17 protein-coding genes are annotated in these 17042 nt (G+C 64.9%); 11 read left to right on the top strand and 6 right to left on the bottom strand.

Features of this window, described 5'->3' with window-relative positions:
* Nucleotides 1–275: 275 nt before the first annotated feature.
* Both ACW4LP_RS11210 and ACW4LP_RS11205 read left to right on the top strand, forming a co-directional pair.
* On the top strand, nucleotides 276–728 hold the full coding sequence (locus ACW4LP_RS11210) for a hypothetical protein (RefSeq protein ID WP_114548912.1): 453 nt from the start codon (nucleotides 276–278) through the stop codon (nucleotides 726–728).
* Nucleotides 729–876: 148 nt separating this feature from the next.
* Complete coding sequence (locus ACW4LP_RS11205; RefSeq protein WP_202427919.1) at nucleotides 877–1629, top strand: SDR family NAD(P)-dependent oxidoreductase; 753 nt, start codon at nucleotides 877–879, stop codon at nucleotides 1627–1629.
* Nucleotides 1630–1732: 103 nt separating this feature from the next.
* On the opposite strand, the gene ACW4LP_RS11200 is transcribed toward ACW4LP_RS11205, so the two are convergent.
* Together ACW4LP_RS11200 and ACW4LP_RS11195 are read right to left on the bottom strand one after the other, a co-directional pair.
* Nucleotides 1733–3217 (bottom strand): S10 family peptidase, encoded by a 1485-nt coding sequence (locus ACW4LP_RS11200; RefSeq protein WP_455803820.1) that lies wholly within the window; start codon nucleotides 3215–3217, stop codon nucleotides 1733–1735.
* 215 nt (nucleotides 3218–3432) lie between these two features.
* Nucleotides 3433–3606, bottom strand: coding sequence for a hypothetical protein (locus ACW4LP_RS11195; RefSeq protein ID WP_181815541.1), 174 nt, complete (start codon nucleotides 3604–3606; stop codon nucleotides 3433–3435).
* Nucleotides 3607–3626: 20 nt separating this feature from the next.
* Between ACW4LP_RS11195 and ACW4LP_RS11190 the strand changes: the two genes are divergently transcribed.
* Both ACW4LP_RS11190 and ACW4LP_RS11185 read left to right on the top strand, forming a co-directional pair.
* Nucleotides 3627–3890, top strand: a complete 264-nt coding sequence (locus ACW4LP_RS11190; protein WP_455803822.1) for a LysR substrate-binding domain-containing protein — start codon at nucleotides 3627–3629, stop codon at nucleotides 3888–3890.
* Nucleotides 3891–3987: 97 nt separating this feature from the next.
* A complete protein-coding gene (locus tag ACW4LP_RS11185) occupies nucleotides 3988–5685 on the top strand; it encodes an FAD-dependent oxidoreductase (protein ID WP_455803819.1) in 1698 nt (565 codons plus the stop codon).
* Between the two features lie 18 nt (nucleotides 5686–5703).
* Here the strand turns inward: ACW4LP_RS11185 and ACW4LP_RS11180 are convergent, their stop codons facing one another.
* Entirely contained in the window at nucleotides 5704–6498 is a 795-nt protein-coding gene (locus tag ACW4LP_RS11180; protein WP_181815542.1) for a ZIP family metal transporter, read from the bottom strand.
* Between the two features lie 229 nt (nucleotides 6499–6727).
* Here ACW4LP_RS11180 and ACW4LP_RS11175 point away from each other — a divergent pair, with 229 nt between their 5' ends.
* A complete protein-coding gene (locus tag ACW4LP_RS11175; protein ID WP_181815543.1) occupies nucleotides 6728–6949 on the top strand; it encodes a 4Fe-4S binding protein in 222 nt (73 codons plus the stop codon).
* Here ACW4LP_RS11175 and ACW4LP_RS11170 read toward each other — a convergent pair.
* Nucleotides 6946–7989 carry a deoxyguanosinetriphosphate triphosphohydrolase gene (locus ACW4LP_RS11170; RefSeq protein ID WP_114548916.1) on the bottom strand — a complete coding sequence of 348 codons (1044 nt, stop codon included), beginning with the start codon at nucleotides 7987–7989 and terminating at the stop codon, nucleotides 6946–6948. The two genes, ACW4LP_RS11175 and ACW4LP_RS11170, sit on opposite strands and share 4 nt — an antisense overlap.
* Before the next feature lie 213 nt (nucleotides 7990–8202).
* Between ACW4LP_RS11170 and ACW4LP_RS11165 the strand changes: the two genes are divergently transcribed.
* From ACW4LP_RS11165 to ACW4LP_RS11155, 3 genes are all read left to right on the top strand, one after another.
* Complete coding sequence (locus ACW4LP_RS11165; RefSeq protein ID WP_455803818.1) at nucleotides 8203–8829, top strand: putative ABC transporter permease; 627 nt, start codon at nucleotides 8203–8205, stop codon at nucleotides 8827–8829.
* Nucleotides 8830–8961: 132 nt separating this feature from the next.
* Nucleotides 8962–10872: a fructose-1,6-bisphosphatase gene (locus ACW4LP_RS11160; RefSeq protein WP_114548918.1), complete on the top strand. Its 1911-nt coding sequence runs from the start codon at nucleotides 8962–8964 to the stop codon at nucleotides 10870–10872.
* Between the two features lie 225 nt (nucleotides 10873–11097).
* Nucleotides 11098–12642 carry an APC family permease gene (locus ACW4LP_RS11155; RefSeq protein WP_161128329.1) on the top strand — a complete coding sequence of 515 codons (1545 nt, stop codon included), beginning with the start codon at nucleotides 11098–11100 and terminating at the stop codon, nucleotides 12640–12642.
* A 79-nt stretch (nucleotides 12643–12721) separates the two neighbouring features.
* On the opposite strand, the gene ACW4LP_RS11150 is transcribed toward ACW4LP_RS11155, so the two are convergent.
* Both ACW4LP_RS11150 and ACW4LP_RS11145 read right to left on the bottom strand, forming a co-directional pair.
* Nucleotides 12722–13249, bottom strand: a complete 528-nt coding sequence (locus tag ACW4LP_RS11150; RefSeq protein WP_114548920.1) for an adenine phosphoribosyltransferase — start codon at nucleotides 13247–13249, stop codon at nucleotides 12722–12724.
* A gap of 129 nt (nucleotides 13250–13378) precedes the next feature.
* Nucleotides 13379–13690, bottom strand: a complete 312-nt coding sequence (locus ACW4LP_RS11145; protein WP_206604146.1) for a rhodanese-like domain-containing protein — start codon at nucleotides 13688–13690, stop codon at nucleotides 13379–13381.
* Between the two features lie 122 nt (nucleotides 13691–13812).
* Between ACW4LP_RS11145 and ACW4LP_RS11140 the strand changes: the two genes are divergently transcribed.
* The 3 genes from ACW4LP_RS11140 to ACW4LP_RS11130 all read left to right on the top strand — a co-directional run bounded on the left by ACW4LP_RS11140 (nucleotide 13813) and on the right by ACW4LP_RS11130 (nucleotide 16794).
* Entirely contained in the window at nucleotides 13813–14166 is a 354-nt protein-coding gene (locus tag ACW4LP_RS11140; RefSeq protein WP_114548922.1) for a GIY-YIG nuclease family protein, read from the top strand.
* Between the two features lie 156 nt (nucleotides 14167–14322).
* Nucleotides 14323–16101, top strand: coding sequence for a bifunctional aspartate transaminase/aspartate 4-decarboxylase (locus ACW4LP_RS11135; protein ID WP_455803817.1), 1779 nt, complete (start codon nucleotides 14323–14325; stop codon nucleotides 16099–16101).
* 285 nt (nucleotides 16102–16386) lie between these two features.
* Nucleotides 16387–16794: a DUF2442 domain-containing protein gene (locus tag ACW4LP_RS11130; protein WP_114548924.1), complete on the top strand. Its 408-nt coding sequence runs from the start codon at nucleotides 16387–16389 to the stop codon at nucleotides 16792–16794.
* The last annotated feature ends 248 nt before the right edge of the window (nucleotides 16795–17042 follow it).

Below are 17042 nucleotides of genomic sequence, written 5' to 3'. Positions count from 1 at the left end.
GAGCACGGGAAGGCTCATTCGTCCATTTCGCCTTCCCGTGAGCCCGCTTCACCAACCGCCAACCATCGCCCCCGCCGCGCGTACGACCCTCCCCGTCGCGCGGCGGTGGACTTTCTGCAGGTTTTGGCTTGAAAAGCCGGACGCCATCCAGACCACCCTCCCTTTCCCTGAAATCGCCAGCAAACCGACACAGAATCGCCCTCGCGCCGCGAGTACGCGCGTGCTATAGTGAGCGCGTGGCTTCAAACACTGCTGAAACGACAAAAGGGGCCCTTATGATTACCACTGAAGTGGCATTTGCTCGTTCCACATGGCGCAAGTCCAAGGAGTTCAGCGCCGGCCTGCACGATCTCGCCCAACGCATGCCCATGGAGCTCGTGCGCCTCTACGTGACCGAGGGCGTGCGCACGCCACGGGTGCGCATCGATTACTACGACCGCATCGACGAACTGCGCGCCCTGCGCCGCGAGGCGCTGCTGGCCGAGATGCGCCATGTGGAAGCCCAGGCCGAGTGCTGGCTGGAAGAGCACCCCGACGAGGCGGCCCGCATCGCCGCCGAGCACCGCCGCACCCAGGCCACGCCGGAGATGCTTTTGGGCACCGCCGTCGTCAACGGCGACAGCCCCGCATTCGGCTTCACGCCCGAGACCTACCTGATCGCCCCCAGCCTTCGCGTCTACGAGCTGTTCATGTGGTGCGACGAGAACGAGCGCTGGGCGCGGAATTAGCAGCTGCCGACTTGCGCCCCGCCCCTGCCCTTGCCCCTCTCTGCCCTAGCCTTCGCTCTGAGCCTCTCGCTTTGTAACCGTCCCGAAACCAACGGGGCAGTTCCTCCGCGATATGATTATGCGAGTTTACCCTAGAGAAAGGACGCCCATGGGCATCGTAGAAGGAAAGGTGGCCATCGTCACCGGCGGCACGCGCGGCATCGGGTTCACTATCGTTCGCGAGTTTCTGAAGAACGGCGCGAAGGTGGCGCTGGCCGGCTCGCGCCAGGAGACCGTGGATGCGGCCTTGGCCAAGCTCGCTGAGGAGGGCTTCACCGACAACGTCATGGGCATCGCGCCCTCGCTGACCGACCCCGATTCCGTAGCGGCGGCTTTCGCCTCAGTGGTCGACCGCTTCGGCCGTTTGGACGTGCTATGCAACAACGCAGGCGTCAGCTCCCGCACGCCGCTCGTGGACTACACCTTGGAGGAGTTCAACAAGGTCATGTCCATCAACGTGACCGCCGTGTTCGTGTGCACCCAGGCGGCGGCGCGTATCATGATCGAGCAGGGCGAGGGCGGCTCCATCGTGAATACGAGCTCCATGGTGGGCAAGTACGGCCAGCCCTCGGGCTTCGCCTATCCCACGAGCAAGTTCGCCGTGAACGGGCTCACGCTGTCGCTCGCCCGCGAACTGGCCAAGCACAAGATCCGCGTGAACGCCGTGGCCCCGGGCGTCACCCACACCGACATGGTGGACGCGCTGCCCGACTCGGTCATCAAGCCGCTCATCGAGTCCATCCCGCTCGGCCGCATGGGCGAGCCAGAGGACATCGCCTGTGCCTGTCTGTACCTGGCCAGCGATATGTCCAGCTACGTGTCGGGCGCCGTGCTTCCCGTCGACGGCCTGTCGCGCCCGTAAGCACTTCGCAGAGCCATACAGAACGGCCGCCGTCCTTCAAAGGGCGGCGGCCGTTTTCATGCATCTGCAGTTCCAAGCATCCGCACAAGCAATACAGCGCGTTTTACGCCTCGTGCCTCTTCTCGTAGAAGGCGGCCAGCTCCGGTGCCATCTTCTCCAAGGTGGGCAGGTCCTCGTAGGCCATGTGCCCGTTCTCATGCACCTTGTACTCGATGCGGCTCGTGATGGACTCGGGCAAGAACATCTTCGAGATGGAGTGCTTCACGTTCCAGAACGGCGTGGCCGCATCGTGGATGCCGCCGAAGAACAGCACGCGGCAGAACGGGTTGCGACGCAGGGCCGTGCCCATATCGTAGGCGGTGTTCGGGCACACGGGGCTGCCCATGGTGCCGGGGGCCTGGTGCGTCCAGTTCCACTCCTCGTTCACCTTCATGGAAAGCAGCAGGTTGATCGGCGAGCCCTTGAAGCCCGTCTCCTGGACGAGCTTCATCCAGGCGGACTGGTCCGGCGTCATGATGGCGTCGCCGGAGGGATCCTCTCCGGCGAAGAACTCGTTGTCGCCTTGCACATCCATGTAGGCCGGCTCGGTGAAGCGCGTATCGTAGCGGCCGGTGAACAGGCCCTCGTCGGCCATGATGGTCTTGCGGAAGATGTCCAGCTCGATGCGCAGGTGCTTGCCCTCGATGAACTCGGCCGGAAGCCCGATGAGCTCGCTCATCTCGACGGCCAGCTCGTGCTCCTCTTCTGGGGTGATGGAGTCGCTCGCGATGAGGGCGCGACCGTACTTCTCATCGACGAACCTCCAGGCGCGGTCGAACCACTCGAACTGGTCGACGCCGGCGCCGGCCTTGCCGAAGTAGTTGGCCGTGGCGGCGTAGACCGGCAGCATGCCCATGTAGTACAGGTCGTTGCCCGAAAGCGTCGGCGCGTAATCGAGAATGGTGGACTGCTCGATGACGCCGGTCAGCGCGATGCCGCGCTCACCGAGCACGCGCATGAGTACCGAGTTGCGCATGGTGCCGTAGGACTCGCCGTACAGGTACAGAGGCGTGTTCCAACGCTCGTGAGTGGTGAGCCATTGGGCGATGCCGCGCATGAAGGCGTCAGCGTCGCCGTCGACGCCCCAGACCTTCTTCGGGTCGTAGCCCTCGGCCACCTTCGAGTAGCCAGTGCCCGTGGCGTCCAGGTACACCAGGTCGGTCGTGGGCAGAAGCGAGTAGGGATTGTCCTCGGGCTTCGTGGGGCAGGGCAGCTGCTTGATGGTATTGATGGGCACGCGACGCGGGCCCAAGCCGCCGATGTTGACCATGGCCGACGAGCCGCCCGGGCCGCCGTTCCAGCAGAAGGTGACGGGGCGATCGGACTTGTCGGCCGCATCGCTTACGTAGGAGAGAGCGAACATGTGCCCGATGAGCGTGCCGTCGTCGGTATGCAACGGCAGCATCTCGGCAGTGGCGGTGTATTTGATGGTCTGCTTGCCGTCAGTCCAGGTGAGCTGCTTGCTAGCCGGCTCGGGGACGGGCTGTTCCGGTTGTGTGCTCTTCCCGTCGTTCATGGTGACGGTGAAGGAGGGGCTGGTTTCTGCCATGATGGACTCCTTTGTCGCGAACGGACCGCGCCCCCGCCCCCAACGGGGGCGGCAGGGCGAACGGCGCCATCGACGAGCCTAAGGCCCGCCGCGCCGTTCCACCTCGGGAGCGCCCCGTTGTCACCCGGCCCGCGCCCAACCGTCGCCCAGCTGTGAACTGGGGCACCGCCCGCGCTGGCGGAGGTGCGCTGGAGCGCCTCCGGAAGACGCCCCGGTTACCGCACGGCCCGGGAGGGGCGCGGCCGGCGCAGGCGCTGCCCGATGGCGCGCGGGGTGAGGCCGCGCGGCAGGCTGGCGACGAGCATCGCGACCGCGATCAGGGCCATGCCGGCCAGACGGCACGGCGTGACCGCTTCGCCCAGAAACACCGCCCCCAGCACCGCGGCCACAAACGGCGACAGGGCGCACCCTGGCCACCGCCGGCATCCGCCCGCGGGCCGCCTACGCCGTCCACGACACCTCCGCCGCCTTCGCGCTGGTGGAGGCGGGGCTCGGCATCGCCCTCATGAACGACATCTACGCCCGCACCGCCGAGGCCGAGGTGGCCGTGGTGCCCCTGGCGCCGGCGCGCATCGTGGAGATCGGCATCGCCGCGCCGCCCGGGCGCCCCTCCCCGGCGCTCGCCGCCTTCGAGGCCTTCGCCGTCCCGCGCCTTCAACGTGAGGCCCGCTAGTGGCATGGACTTTGGCAGCAAGGACTACGAGCTGGTTTCGGCGGGGACGAGGCTCTGCTATGCTACGGGCAGGAGAAATCGCGAGAAGGGAGCTTCCATGAAAGTAGTCATCGTAGGAGGCGTGGCCGGCGGGGCCACTGCGGCGGCCCGATTGCGGCGGCTGGACGAGAGCGCCGAGATCGTCGTCTTCGAGCGGTCCGGCTACATCTCTTACGCCAACTGCGGGCTGCCCTACTACATCGGGGGCACCATCGCCGATAAGAGCGCCCTCACCCTGCAGACCCCCGAGAGCTTCCGCGCCCGCTTCAACGTGGATATGCGCACCCGCCACGAGGTGGAGGCCGTCGACGCAAAGCGCCATGTGGTGACCGTGCGCAACCTGGATACCGGCGAGGTGTTCGAGGAGCCCTACGACAAGCTCATCCTCTCGCCCGGCGCGCGACCCACCCAGCCGAAGCTTCCCGGCACGGGGCTCGACCGGCTTTTCACCCTGCGCACCGTCGAGGACACCTTCGCGATGAAGGACTTCATCAATGCGGAAAGCCCGCGCTCGGCCGTGGTGTGCGGCGGCGGGTTCATCGGCCTGGAAGTGGCCGAGAACCTGCGCGAGCTGGGGCTGGACGTGACCATCGTGCAGCGGCCGCGCCACCTCATGAGCCCCTTCGACGCCGACATGGCCGCCCTCATCCACCAGGAGATGCGCGCCCACGGGGTGCGTCTGGCGCTGGGGCGCTCCGTGGAGGGCTTCGAGGAGCGCGATGGCGGCGTCGACGTGCTCCTGGCCGGCGAAGAGCCGCTGCGCGCCGACATGGTGGTGCTCGCCATCGGCGTCACGCCCGATACGGCCCTTGCGGATGCGGCGGGGCTTCAAACGGGCATCAAGGGCAGCATCGTCGTGAACGACCGCATGGAGACCGGCATCGAGGACATCTACGCCGTGGGCGACGCCGTGCAGGTGAGCCACCTCGTCACCGGCGACGACGCGCTCATCTCGCTCGCCGGGCCGGCAAACAAGCAGGGGCGCGTAGCAGCCGACGTCATCTGCGGGCTCGACAGCCGCTTCGCCGGCGCCCAGGGCACGTCCGTCATCAAGGTGTTCGACCTGACGGCCGCCGCCACCGGGCTCTCCGAGGCCGCCTGCGAGCGCGCCGGCATCACGCACGACGCCGTGGTGCTCTCCCCCATGAGCCACGCCGGCTACTACCCCGGCGGCAAGGTCATGACATTGAAAGTGGTGTTCGAGCGCGAGACGTACCGCCTGCTCGGCGCCCAGGCCATCGGCTACGAGGGCGTCGACAAGCGCATCGACGTCCTGGCCACGGCCATTTTCGCGGGGCTTTCCGCGATCCAGCTCAAGGACCTCGACCTCGCCTACGCACCGCCCTACTCCTCCGCGAAAGACCCGGTGAACATGGCCGGCTTCATGGTGGAGAACCTCGCCTTGGGGCTTGTGTCCCAGTACCGCTGGGACGAGGTGGCGAAGCTGCCGCGCGACGGGTCGGTGCAGCTCATCGACATCCGCACGCCCGCCGAGTTCGAGCGCGGCTCCCTGCCCGGTTTCCGCAACATCCCCCTAGACGAACTGCGCGAGCGCTTAGACGAGCTGGATCCCGCGCTGCCCGTGCGCCTCGTCTGCCAAAGCGGCCTGCGCAGCTACGTGGCCGCCCGCATGTTGGCGGGCCACGGGTTTGCCGACGTGAGCCATTTGGCCGGGGGCCTGCGCTTCTATGACATCGTCACGGGCGATGCGCGCCTCATCGAACGCGCCACCCCCTGCGGCGCCGACGCCTGTTAGAAGCGTCCGCGACCTCCCCTACCCCAGCGCCACGTCCAGCACCATCATGAGGACGAAGCCGAAGGCGACGCCGATGGTGCCGATGTTGGTGTGGCGGCCCTGCTGGGTCTGGGGGATGAGCTCCTCGGTGACCACGTACATCATGGCGCCGGCGGCGAAGGCCAGAACCACCGGCAGAAGCGGGGTCACGAGCCCCGTGATGGCCACCATGATCGCCGCGCCTGCCGGCTCCACGGCGCCGCACAGCGTGCCTGCCAGAAACGCGCGCGGCCGCGAGAGGCCATTGGTGGCTAAGGGCAGCGACACGATGGCGCCTTCCGGCACGTTCTGAATGGCAATGCCGACAGAAAGCGCCGTCACCGACGCCAAGGTGATGGTGGGATCCCCCGCCAGAAAGCCCGCGAGCACCACTCCCACGGCCATGCCCTCGGGCAGGTTGTGGATAGCCAGCGCCGCCAGCATCATGGTGGGCTTCTTCAGCGTGGAAGCGGGGCCCTCCGGCTCGTCGGAGCCCACATGCAGATGGGGCGTGAAGTGGTCGATGACCAAAAGCAGCAGCATGCCGCCGAGAAAGCCCACGGCAGCCGGCGCCCACGCCGGCACGGGCCCTCCCTCGGCCGCCTCCAGCGCCGGCGTGATGAGGCTCCACACGCTGGCGGCGATCATGACGCCGGCCGCGAAGCCCAAAAGCGCCTTGGTGAAGCGCTCGGACATGCCATGGCGCGCGAACAGAACGAGCGCCGCCCCCAGGGTGTTCCCCAGAAACGGCACGAGGAGCGCCACGAGCACGCCTGCGACCAGGGGATTTTCCATCGTTGCATCCTTTCCAACTTTCTCGACGGCTTCTTGACGCCGTCGCGGAACAAGCATAGCGTACCGCCATCGATACAGTGGCATCAGCCTTCATGCGTTGTTGCCCTGTAGAGATAGAGCCCCGCGACCTGCTACACTGGCATCGACGCCGAAAGAGGATCCGCGACATGACGCCAACACGATTCGGGGCCGGCCGACGACAGCCGCAACGAGGAGCGAAGGAGAGACGGTGCGCCAGACCTACTACGTCATAGACAACCACCTGTGCTGTCGCTGCGGAGCCTGCCAGAAAGTGTGCCCCCACGGGGCCCTTACGACGGCGAGCCCCGTGCCCGTCATCGACCAGACACTTTGCCGCCATTGCGGGATGTGCTTCCGCGCCTGCCGCCTCGGCGCCGTCACACGCCCCTACGAGCTGTACCAGCTGAAGAAGGGCCGCCGCCTTCTCTAATACGAAAGGGCGTGGGGGATGAACAGGCGCTGGTAGGTGGCGGTGGCGTAGCGATCGGTCATGCCGGCGATGTAGTCGGTGACGGCGCGCAGATCGTCGCCTTCGGAGATGGCGCGGTAGTCCTCGGGCACCTCGTCGATATGCGCGGCGTAGTAGTCGAACAGATCCGCCAGCAAGTGCTTCGCCTTCTCCACCTCGGCCATGACCGAAGGCGCCGTGTACACGTTTTCGAACAGAAACGCCCGCAGCTCCATCATGGCGTCCCACACCTCGGGGCTCATGGCGATGTCCCCCGTCTCCGCCGAGGTGCGCACCATGTCGGTGACCAGCGTCTCGATGCGGGCCGAGTGGTTGGCGCCGAGCACCCGATGGGTCGTATCCGGCAGATCGGCCTCGCGCAGAATCCCTGCACGGATGGCGTCGTCGATGTCGTGGTTCACGTACGCAATGCGATCGGCGGTGCCCACGATGCGGCCCTCGCAGGTTTCGGCCTGCAGGTCGCCCGTATGGTTCAAGATGCCGTCGCGCACTTCAAAAGTGAGGTTCAGACCCGCGCCGCCGTTCTCGATGCGCTCCACCACGCGCACCGACTGCTCGTTGTGGCGGTAGAGCGCCGCGGCCTCGGACGTGCCGGGCGCGAGCCCCTTATGGCGCGCAAGGCACGCGGCCAGCGCCGCCTCGCCGGTATGGCCGAAGGGGGTGTGGCCCAGATCGTGGCCGAGCGAGATGGCCTCGGTCAGATCCTCGTTCAGCCCGAGCGCCCGCGTGATGGTGCGGGCAATCTGCGCCACTTCCAACGTGTGCGTGAGCCGCGTGCGGAAGTGGTCGCCCTCGGAAGCGAGGAACACTTGGGTCTTGTGGGAAAGCCGCCGAAACGATTTCGAGTGCAAGATCTTGTCGCGATCGCGCTGGTAGTCGGTGCGCAGCGCGTCAGGCTCGCTGGAGGAGCGGCGCCCCTCGGTGCCGTCGGCGAAGGCGGCCTCCTCGGAGAGCACCTCGTGCTCCCGCTGCTGCTGGTCTTCCCGATACACAACGCGCATACATCCTCCCTTCCACGGATGTTCCCAGTGTAGCAAATTCCAGAAAGCCCGTTCGGCAACAGGCAAGCAACGTTGAGTCAAAAGCTGAACGATGGAAGGCGATCGCGGCGTCGCGCGGGCGTTTCAGGGAGTACCCTTGAGCTATCGACCGTCCGAAGGGGTCGAAGGAGCCGAAGAGAAGAAGCAGCCATGGCGTTTCTCAGGATACATAAATTGACCGAAAAGGATGAGATAGGCTACTTCGCGCCGCGCACCTGGGATTTCTGGCGCGCGCTGGCCGTGTGCTTCTGCCTGTGCTGCATCTTGGGGCATTGGCTCGAAATGCCCTACTGCTGGCTCATGGACCACCTCTTCGGCATCGTGGCCGACGACTACGCCGTGTGGACCGACCCGTGGTACCACCCCTACTGGGTGTACGGCTTCGGCGCGGTATTCATGACGCTGCTCATCGAGCCTTTGAAGGAGCGGCTGATCCTGCACCGCAAAACGCTGTGGGGCGCGTTTCTGGAATCGTTCGTCATTGCTATTCTCGCGGCCATGGTGCTGGAGCTGGTCATGGGCTGGCTCATCAACCAGCCCGATCCCACGACCGGCGAATACCCCTTCTGGGACAACTCTCAACTGCCAGGCAACGTGTTCGGCCAGGCGTGGCTCGTGAACGACTTCTTCATCGGACTGGTGGCCATGATATATGTATGGGTCATCTTCCCGCTCGTCTGCGAGGGCTTCTCGCGGCTCTCCCCCAAGGCGGCCAACGTCGCCTTCGCCCTCATCATCGTCGGCTTCGCCGCCTGCGTGACCGCCTCCTACCTGGAGCTGAAGCTCTGGGAGAAGTACTAGGCAGCAATGCGGCTCGCCCGCCCTCTCGCATTCCGAAGCGCCAATTTTGCGCGCCCGCGCTGCACAGGCACGCCCAAGCAGATACAATAGGGCGATGCAACTGACGCGGGGCACGGACGCAAGGAGGCGTTTATGGAAGCAAGCGGGCGGACGTACACGGAGGCACTTTCCGAGCTGTACCCGACACGAGCCGACGTGGCGGCGGAAATCGCGGAGCTGGAGGGGCGCCTTACGCTGCCGCGCTCAACCGAGCTGTTCGCCTCGGACATCCACGGCGAGTACAACGCCTTCTCCCATGTGCTGCGCGGTGGCTCAGGCGCGATGCGCGCGCTCATCGAAGAGGTTTTCGGCAGCACGCTGAACGACGACGAGAAAGCCGCGCTGCTCGCACTCGCCTGCTATCCTGCCGAACATTGCGCTTACGCTTTGGGGCACGTCGAAGACGCCGACGCATGGCTTGCCGAAGCCGCCGCGCGCCTGGCCAAAATCGCTCGTCGGGCCGCCGGCGACCGCACCATCGACGAGGTGCGCGCGCTTCTGCCTGACGACCTCGCCATCGCCGAGGAGCTCGTCGCCGGGCGCAGCACGCCGGCCCGACAGCCCTATCGCGAGGCGATCATCGAAAGCCTCGTCGCCTCCGGCGAGGGCGCGGCCCTCCTGGAGGTGCTGGGCGCTCTCATCCAGCACCTCGTCGTCGACCAGCTCCACCTCATCGGCGACGTGTACGACCGCGGGCCGGCGCCCCAGCTCATCATGGACGAGCTCCTTTCCTACCCCAACGTCGATGTGCAGTGGGGCAACCACGACATCCTGTGGATGGGCGCCGCTGCCGGCAGCCCCGGCAGCGTGGCCAACGTTGTGCGCATCTGCGCCCGCTACGGCAACCTGTCCATTCTGGAGGACGCTTACGGCATCAACCTGCGCCCCTTGGCCACCTTCGCCGCCGACGCCTACGCGAACGACCCCTGCGCCGCCTTCGCCCTCAAGGGCAATCCGGGGCTTTCCGAGGCCGAGACGCGCCTCACCGAGAAGGTCCAGAAGGCCATGGCCGTTATCCAGTTCAAGGTGGAGGCGGCACTTATCGCGGAGAACCCCTCGTTCGGCCTGGACGATCGCAACCTTCTGCACCTGATCGACCGTAAGCGCGGAACGGTCGTCGTGGACGGCGTCGAGTACGAGCTGCTGGACACGACCTTCCCCACCGTCGACTGGGACGACCCCTACCGCCTCACCGAGGACGAGGCCGCTGTCATCGAGCAGCTGTGCGCCGCGTTCACCGGCAGCGAGCGCCTGCAGCGCCACATGCGCTTTTTCCTAGATCGGGGCAGCCTGTACAAGATCGAGAACGGCAACCTCATGCTGCACGCCTGCGTGCCCCTGGCCGACGACGGATCGCTTCTGGAAGTGACCCTGTTCGGCGAGACCTACCGGGGTCGCGCCCTCTACGACATGGTGGACGCCTCGGTGCGCGCGGCGTTCTCGGCCACCGACGAGGCCGAGCGCAAGCGCGGGCTCGACATGCTGTGGTACCTGTGGCTCGGCCCTGGCTCGCCCCTGTTCGCCAAGAGCAAGATGGCCACCTTCGAGCTGTACCTCATCGCCGACAAAGCGGCCCGCAAAGAGGTGAAGAACCCGTTCTACTCGCTGCTCGATGACGAAGCGGTCGTCGACGGCATCTTCCGCGACTTCGGCATGGATCCGGCCACCTCGCGCATCATCTGCGGGCACGTGCCGGTGAAGGTGAAGGACGGCGAGGACCCCGTGAAGGCGGGCGGACGGGTGCTCTGCATCGATGGCGGCTTCTCGGCGGCCTACCAGAAGACGACGGGACTGGCGGGCTTTACGCTCGTTTCGAACGCTGAGGGGCTGTTCCTCGATGCCAACGAGCCGCTCATCTCCCGCGACGCCGCCGTGGAAGGTACCGCCGACATCCATGCCGAGCGCCGCGTGCTTGCCGCCTACGACATGCCCCGCACGGTGGCCGACACCGACGAGGGAGCGCGCCTGCGCGAACGCATCGCGCTTTTGCGCACCTTGCTCTAGCTGCCCGCACGCCGGCTTCGATGAGCCCCTACTCGGGCAATTGAAGCCGGCACTGCAACGCCGCCCCAGGGGCGCCAAGACGCCGATTGCTTCGCGCGAAGAGCCGTCGTCACCGCGGGGCGGCCGTTTGTGCGCATGCACGAAACATCCCTCGCTAAACCACCCCCGATGGGCTACACTTCGTCCTTGTCGCATTTCTCATACAACGATTGGGGTGGTTTGAGCTTGTCTGCCAAAGATGCGCTCCCTCCGGGCAGCGAAGACTTCTTCCCGCCGGCTTCTCCTGATGGAACCGTCGGCAACCTCCGCAAGAGCAAAATCAGCGCTCTTGGCATTGCGTTTATGCTCTTCTGCCTGGTATCGGCCGGTGCCTTCGGCATCGAGGAGATCATTCCCTCCGCCGGCCCGGGCCTCACTCTTATCATTCTGATCGTGCTGCCCTTCGTTTGGGCGCGCCCCATCAGTCGCCTCGTTGCCGAGGCCAACGCCATTCTTCCGCGCGAGGGCGGCATCTACGCCTGGGCCAAGGAGACCTTCGGGGAATTCTGGGGCTTTCAGGCCGGCTGGTGGACCTCCATGGACACCTACATCTCATCGGGCGCCTACATCGCCATGGTCGGTGGCTACACCTCGCAGCTGCTCTCGCTGGACGATGCCGGCACCTTCGGCGTGAAGCTGCTCGTCGTGGCGAGCTTCACCGTCATCAACCTGGTGGGACTTGTGGAAGTCGAGCGCATCAGCTCGTTTTTCTCGGTGCTCATCATCCTCGTGTTCGGCATGGCCGTCGTGTTCGGCCTCGTCAACTGGCAGACCAACCCCTTCGACCCCATCCTTGCCAACCCCGAGGCCCCTATGAGCTGTTTGGTGGACTCGCTTTCCATCGGTATCTGGATGTACTGCGGCTACGAGTGCATTGCCGCCATGTCCGGCGAATACGAGGACTCGTCCCGCAATGTGGCAAAGGGCTTCCGCATCGCGCTGCCGCTCATCGCCTTGTCTTACGTGCTGCCCACCCTCGCCTGCCTTGCGGCCTACCCGGCCGGCTCTTGGACCCAATGGGGCATCGACGGCGGCTTCTCTTCCGACGTGCTGGGCTACGGCACGATCTTCTCGACGGTGCTTGGGCACTCCGGCGTCGTGCTGTTCCTTGTTATCGCCATTATGAGCCAGTGCACGATCTATAACACGTATCTGGCGAGCGGATCGCGCAGCTTCTGGGTGCTCTCTGAGGACAACCTGTTCCCTCGCTTCATCCGCAAAGTCGATCGCGCAGGTCGCAGCCCCTACATCGGCGTGCTCACCATTGCCGTCTCATCGCTTATCTTCTCGCAGTTCGACTTCACCACCATCATCGAGATGAACATCATCTTCATCTTGGCGCGCTACATGTTCCTCGGTTTCATCGTCTTGAAGCTGCGGAAAATGTACCCTGTGCAGGATCGCCCCGCCGACATGTTCGTCATCGGCGGCGGCAAGGTGGGCGTGCGCTTGTACTCGGCGCTGGCTTTCGGCATCGCCACGTTCACCCTGTGCTTGAACCCCGTCGCGAACTTCTTCGCCACCGTGGCGTTCCTCGTCTCGGGCGTTGTCGCCTACGTCATCTTCAAGAAGGTCTATGGCGGCCTTACCATGGAGAACCCCTCGGCGCACCCGATCGACCCGAAAACCGGTCTCGCGGTGGGCGACACCCGCCGCATCGGCCTGTTCGCGCTCATCATCGTAGGACTGTTCGCCCTCAACGTGCTGATGAACCTGTTGTTTTTGGGATAGGAAGAGCGGCTCTCTCGCTCTTCCTATCATCTGCCAGACGCTGCGCCGTAGCTGCCTCCGGGGGCCGCGCCCTAGCTGTCTAATCAACGGCAACGAGCGAGAATACCTCGGCGTCGGTCTCGGCGGCGATAACGGCGCGAGGGTCGAGGAAGGCGAGCTCCACGACAAACCCGAAGCCGACGAGGCGCGCGCCGCTTGCGCGGACGAGACGCACCATGGCCGTCGTGGTGCCGCCCGTGGCCACCAGATCGTCCACGATGAGCACCACGTCGTCGGAGGTGAGCGCGTCGGCGTGAATCTCCAGCACATCGGTGCCGTATTCCAGCGCATAGGACTCGCGTAGCACCGTGCGCGGCAGCTTGCCCGGCTTGCGGCAGGGCACGAACCCGGCCCCCAGGCGCAGCGCCACGGCCGCGCCCACGATGAACCCGCGGGCCTCGGCGCCCACCACCTTGGTAATGCCGCGATCGGCGAAATGGGCCGCCAAGTCGTCCACCATGGCGGCGAAGGCGTCGGCGTCAGCGAAGGCCGGCGTGAGGTCTTTGAACACGACCCCGGGCTTCGGATAGTTCGGAATGTCGACGATTAATTCCTCATAGGGGCGCATGGGGCATCCTTTCTCGCACCGCCTATTTTCGCTGAGACGCACTCGCCTGGCGAGGTTTCGGCCAACTTCGAAGCTTCACTGTAACCGTCGCGCTCCTCTCCTGTGGGGGCCGTAAGCCGAGCGATGGCCCTAGCGTTCTACGTCTCCGCGCCAGCTGCCGATGCCGCCGATGTTGCGCGCGGCGGTGTAGCCCATCTGCTTGAGGGCGCCGACCGCCTGCTGGCTGCGCGCCCCGCTCATGCAGTACACGAACAGCGGCGTGCTCTTGTCGGGCACCTCGCTCGCGATGGCGCTGATCTGCTGCAGCGGCACGTTCGCCGCACCGGGAATATGGCCGCCCGCGTATTCCCCCGGCGTGCGCACGTCGATCAGCCGCGCGCCGGGCGTCGCGCGGAACTCCTCCACGCCGGCGTTGATATCGGCCGGTTTCAGAAAATCCATCAGTCCCACCGCTGCATCCTCCTTGTGAAGTTATTTTTGTTTGCTGCCGCTTATGATACTCTGCGTTCTCGCCTATTCGCGTGCACTCTCGATCACTAAATTTCAACGGACAGGAGGCATCGATGAACAACCAGCGCAAACGCGAACTGAAAGAAGCGTATCGCACCAGTCGGCCGCCTATGGGCGTGCTGTCGTTTCGCTGCGTGCCTACGGGAGAGAGCTTCCTTCTGGCATCGCGCAACATCCCCGGCGACACCAACGGCGTCACGTTCAAGTTGAACTCGGATTACCATCCCAACCGGCATCTGCTGGAGCTTTGGCGGCGCTACGGTGAGGAGAACTTCCAGGTGGAAGTGCTGGAAGAGCTCGATTACCGCGACGAGTCGGATGATCCCGCCGACTACAAGGAGGAATTGGAGCAGCTGCGCGATTTATGCCTCGAGCGCGACGAGAGTGCCTCGCTTCTGTGGAAGTAACCGACTGCGTGCGGCTGAACGAGCGGCTTCGCGCAAGGTAAACAGCGGCGCCAAAACGAACCTTCGAGGTTCTCACTTTCCTTACAGGTGACGGCACGCGAGGAACATCGGCGTTCGCGCGCGGCACAATGGGGCCAACGCGAGAAAGGACGCCCCATGAGCACTTCCACCCCTTCGACTTCCCACGGTGCCGGCACCGGAAGCACCGCTTCTCCTGCCAACGGCCCGGCCAATCCGGTTGCCACCGCTAACGCCGCCGACGCTGCTGGTGACTCCCCCGCCGCCATCGAGGCCGGCATCAAGGCCAACGACGATCGCGCCTTCGAGGAATCCCTCGGGGCCATGTCGCCCTTCGAGGTGAAAAACCTCCTGGTGAAGATGGCCAAGAAGGGCGATGAGGGCACCACGCGCACCCTGCTGAACGCCGGGCGCGGCAACCCGAACTGGATAACCACGCTGCCCCGCGAGGCCTTCTTCCTGCTGGGAAGTTTCGCCATGGAAGAAGCGCGGCGCACCATGGACGAGCCGGACTACGACCTGGCCGGCATGCCCGCCGCCGACGGGGCCGCCGCGCGCTTCCTCGCCTTCCTCGACGAGCACGACCGCGAGAGGCCGGCGCAGTTCCTCAAGCGCGCCTGGGACTACCTGGATGCCGAGGGCCTGGCCGGCGACGAGCTCGTGCACGAGTGGACCGGCGGCATCGTCGGAGACGAGTACCCCATGCCCGACCGCATCCTGCGCTACACCCAAGAGATCGTCAACCGTTACCTGGTGAAGGCCCTGGACGACGGCCACGCGCCCGCGACCCCCTACGACCTGTTCGCCACCGAGGGCGGCACGGCGGCCATGTGCTACCTGTTCTACAGCCTGAAGTGCAACTTCCTCGTGAACCCGGGCGACCGCATCGCGCTCATGACCCCCATTTTCACGCCGTATCTGAACATCCCCATCCTGAACGACTACGACCTGGACGTCACCTACATCCAGGCGAACACCATCGATGCGGACGGGCTGCACACTTGGCAGTACCCCGACAGCGAGCTGGAGAAACTACGCGACCCGTCCATTAAGCTGTTGTGTCTCGTGAACCCGTCCAACCCGCCGTCGGTGGCCTTGGACGATGCCTCGCGGGCCAGGCTCGTCAGCCTCGTGAAGAACGAGCGGCCCGACCTCATCATCATCAGCGACGACGTCTACGGCACCTTCGTCCCCCACTATCGGTCGCTTCTGGACGATCTGCCCTACAACACCGCCTGCGTGTACTCGTTCTCGAAGTACTTCGGAGCCACCGGCTGGCGTCTCGCCGTCATCGCCACGGCTGCCGACAACGTCTTCGACGACCTCATCGCGAAGCTGCCCGAGGACAAGAAGAAGGCGCTCGCGAACCGCTACGCGTGCCTCACCGACCATATAGAGAAGGTGAAGTTCACCGACCGCATGGTGGCCGACTCGCGGCTCGTGGCCCTAAACGGCACGGCGGGACTCGGCACGCCCCAGCAGGTGATGATGTCGCTGTTCGCCCTGTACTGCCTGCTGGACGATCACGACGCATACCGCACGAAGATGCAGCAGCTCGTGCAGCACCGTCTAGGCCTTCTGTGGAAGAGCCTCGGCTGGACGCTGGAGCCCGACCCCGAGCGCGCCGGTTACTACTCCGTGATCGACCTGGGAATCTGGGCTACGCGCCTGTACGGTGCCGACTTCTTCGCGTGGCTGAAGGAAAACTACGACTCGCTGGACATCGTGGTGCGGCTCGCCCAGGATACCGGCGTCGTGCTCATGGCCGGCCACGGCTTCGACGCCCCGGAATGGTCGGTGCGCGTATCGCTGGCGAACCTGAACGCCGACGACTACATCGCCATCGGCCAGCGCCTCTCGGCCATGCTGGCCGACTACGCCGAGGTATGGAAGGCAGGGGGGCACCCGAACAAATAACGACAGTCGGTTAGCCCGCAAGATCAAGCTATGACAGACTAAGCGCATGGTTTCTTGCACTTTGGCAATCACCCCCCTACGCCCAAATGCGGATTTTGGTTGTCAAAAATTCGGATTTTGGTAGAAAATAATTCGGATTTTGGTAATTCCCCAGTTCAGCGAGGAAAGCTGCTGGGAGAGACGCTGCAGCGCTGAATGCTGTCAACGATCCCAAAAAACCTCGGCGACGCGTTGCTGCCGCACATGGGTTACAATGCTTTCAATCTCTTCGGATAGGAGCGGTCCATGTTTGTTTCCGATGGTTACGTATGCGCCAGCCAGCCCACTGCAACCTTGAGGGTCACCGACGCGCGCGATGTTGGCAACCTCTGCATGCTCGTTACCTTCAATACGGGAGAGACGCGCCTTCTCGATGCCACCGAGCTCACCAAGTTCGAGGCGTTCGCGCCTCTGGGAAACCAGAAGACCTTCTCATCGTTCTCCATCGATCATGGGGTACTGCAATGGCTCGATGGGGAGATCGATATCGCACCCGAGGGGCTCTACCTCCGCTCATTCGAGTATCCCGCCGAGATGATCGCACAAGCACGGCACAGAGCCATTTCGCGGCGCCCAAGCTCATTAAGCTTCGACTATGCATTGCGGGGGCTAGGACATGATGTTGCGCAGGTAGCCGTAGCCTTCGGCTTCTAGTTTGTCAGCGGGGATAAAGCGGAGGGCGCTGCCGTTGATGCAGGAGCGTTGGCCGCCCCTTCCCAGGCTCCGGTAGCCGGGCGACTCTTTTGCCATTCCCTCCGCATCGAACAGTCGCCTCCTCGAATTGCGCAAATACCTTTTTCGATGGGGGGTGCGGACAAAAAGTTGGACACTCCGGTGTCCGGATTGGAGTCCGCATGTACCCGTTGGAGACCAGGGAGCTCGCCGTGGAGGCCGTCGCGGCG

It is taken from the genome of Adlercreutzia sp. CNCM I-6215, from assembly GCF_977072315.1.
The sequence above is the reverse complement of the archived record's forward strand: the minus strand, read 5'-3'. Positions and strand labels throughout refer to the sequence as shown.

Coding starts and splice junctions, on each gene's coding strand:
- ACW4LP_RS11210 (WP_114548912.1), top strand. CDS start 276: ATGATTACCACTGAAGTGGCATTTGCTCGTTCCACATGGCGCAAGTCC.
- ACW4LP_RS11205 (WP_202427919.1), top strand. CDS start 877: ATGGGCATCGTAGAAGGAAAGGTGGCCATCGTCACCGGCGGCACGCGC.
- ACW4LP_RS11200 (WP_455803820.1), bottom strand. CDS start 3,217: ATGGCAGAAACCAGCCCCTCCTTCACCGTCACCATGAACGACGGGAAG.
- ACW4LP_RS11185 (WP_455803819.1), top strand. CDS start 3,988: ATGAAAGTAGTCATCGTAGGAGGCGTGGCCGGCGGGGCCACTGCGGCG.
- ACW4LP_RS11180 (WP_181815542.1), bottom strand. CDS start 6,498: ATGGAAAATCCCCTGGTCGCAGGCGTGCTCGTGGCGCTCCTCGTGCCG.
- ACW4LP_RS11170 (WP_114548916.1), bottom strand. CDS start 7,989: ATGCGCGTTGTGTATCGGGAAGACCAGCAGCAGCGGGAGCACGAGGTG.
- ACW4LP_RS11160 (WP_114548918.1), top strand. CDS start 8,962: ATGGAAGCAAGCGGGCGGACGTACACGGAGGCACTTTCCGAGCTGTAC.
- ACW4LP_RS11150 (WP_114548920.1), bottom strand. CDS start 13,249: ATGCGCCCCTATGAGGAATTAATCGTCGACATTCCGAACTATCCGAAG.
- ACW4LP_RS11145 (WP_206604146.1), bottom strand. CDS start 13,690: ATGGATTTTCTGAAACCGGCCGATATCAACGCCGGCGTGGAGGAGTTC.
- ACW4LP_RS11140 (WP_114548922.1), top strand. CDS start 13,813: ATGAACAACCAGCGCAAACGCGAACTGAAAGAAGCGTATCGCACCAGT.
- ACW4LP_RS11135 (WP_455803817.1), top strand. CDS start 14,323: ATGAGCACTTCCACCCCTTCGACTTCCCACGGTGCCGGCACCGGAAGC.
- ACW4LP_RS11130 (WP_114548924.1), top strand. CDS start 16,387: ATGTTTGTTTCCGATGGTTACGTATGCGCCAGCCAGCCCACTGCAACC.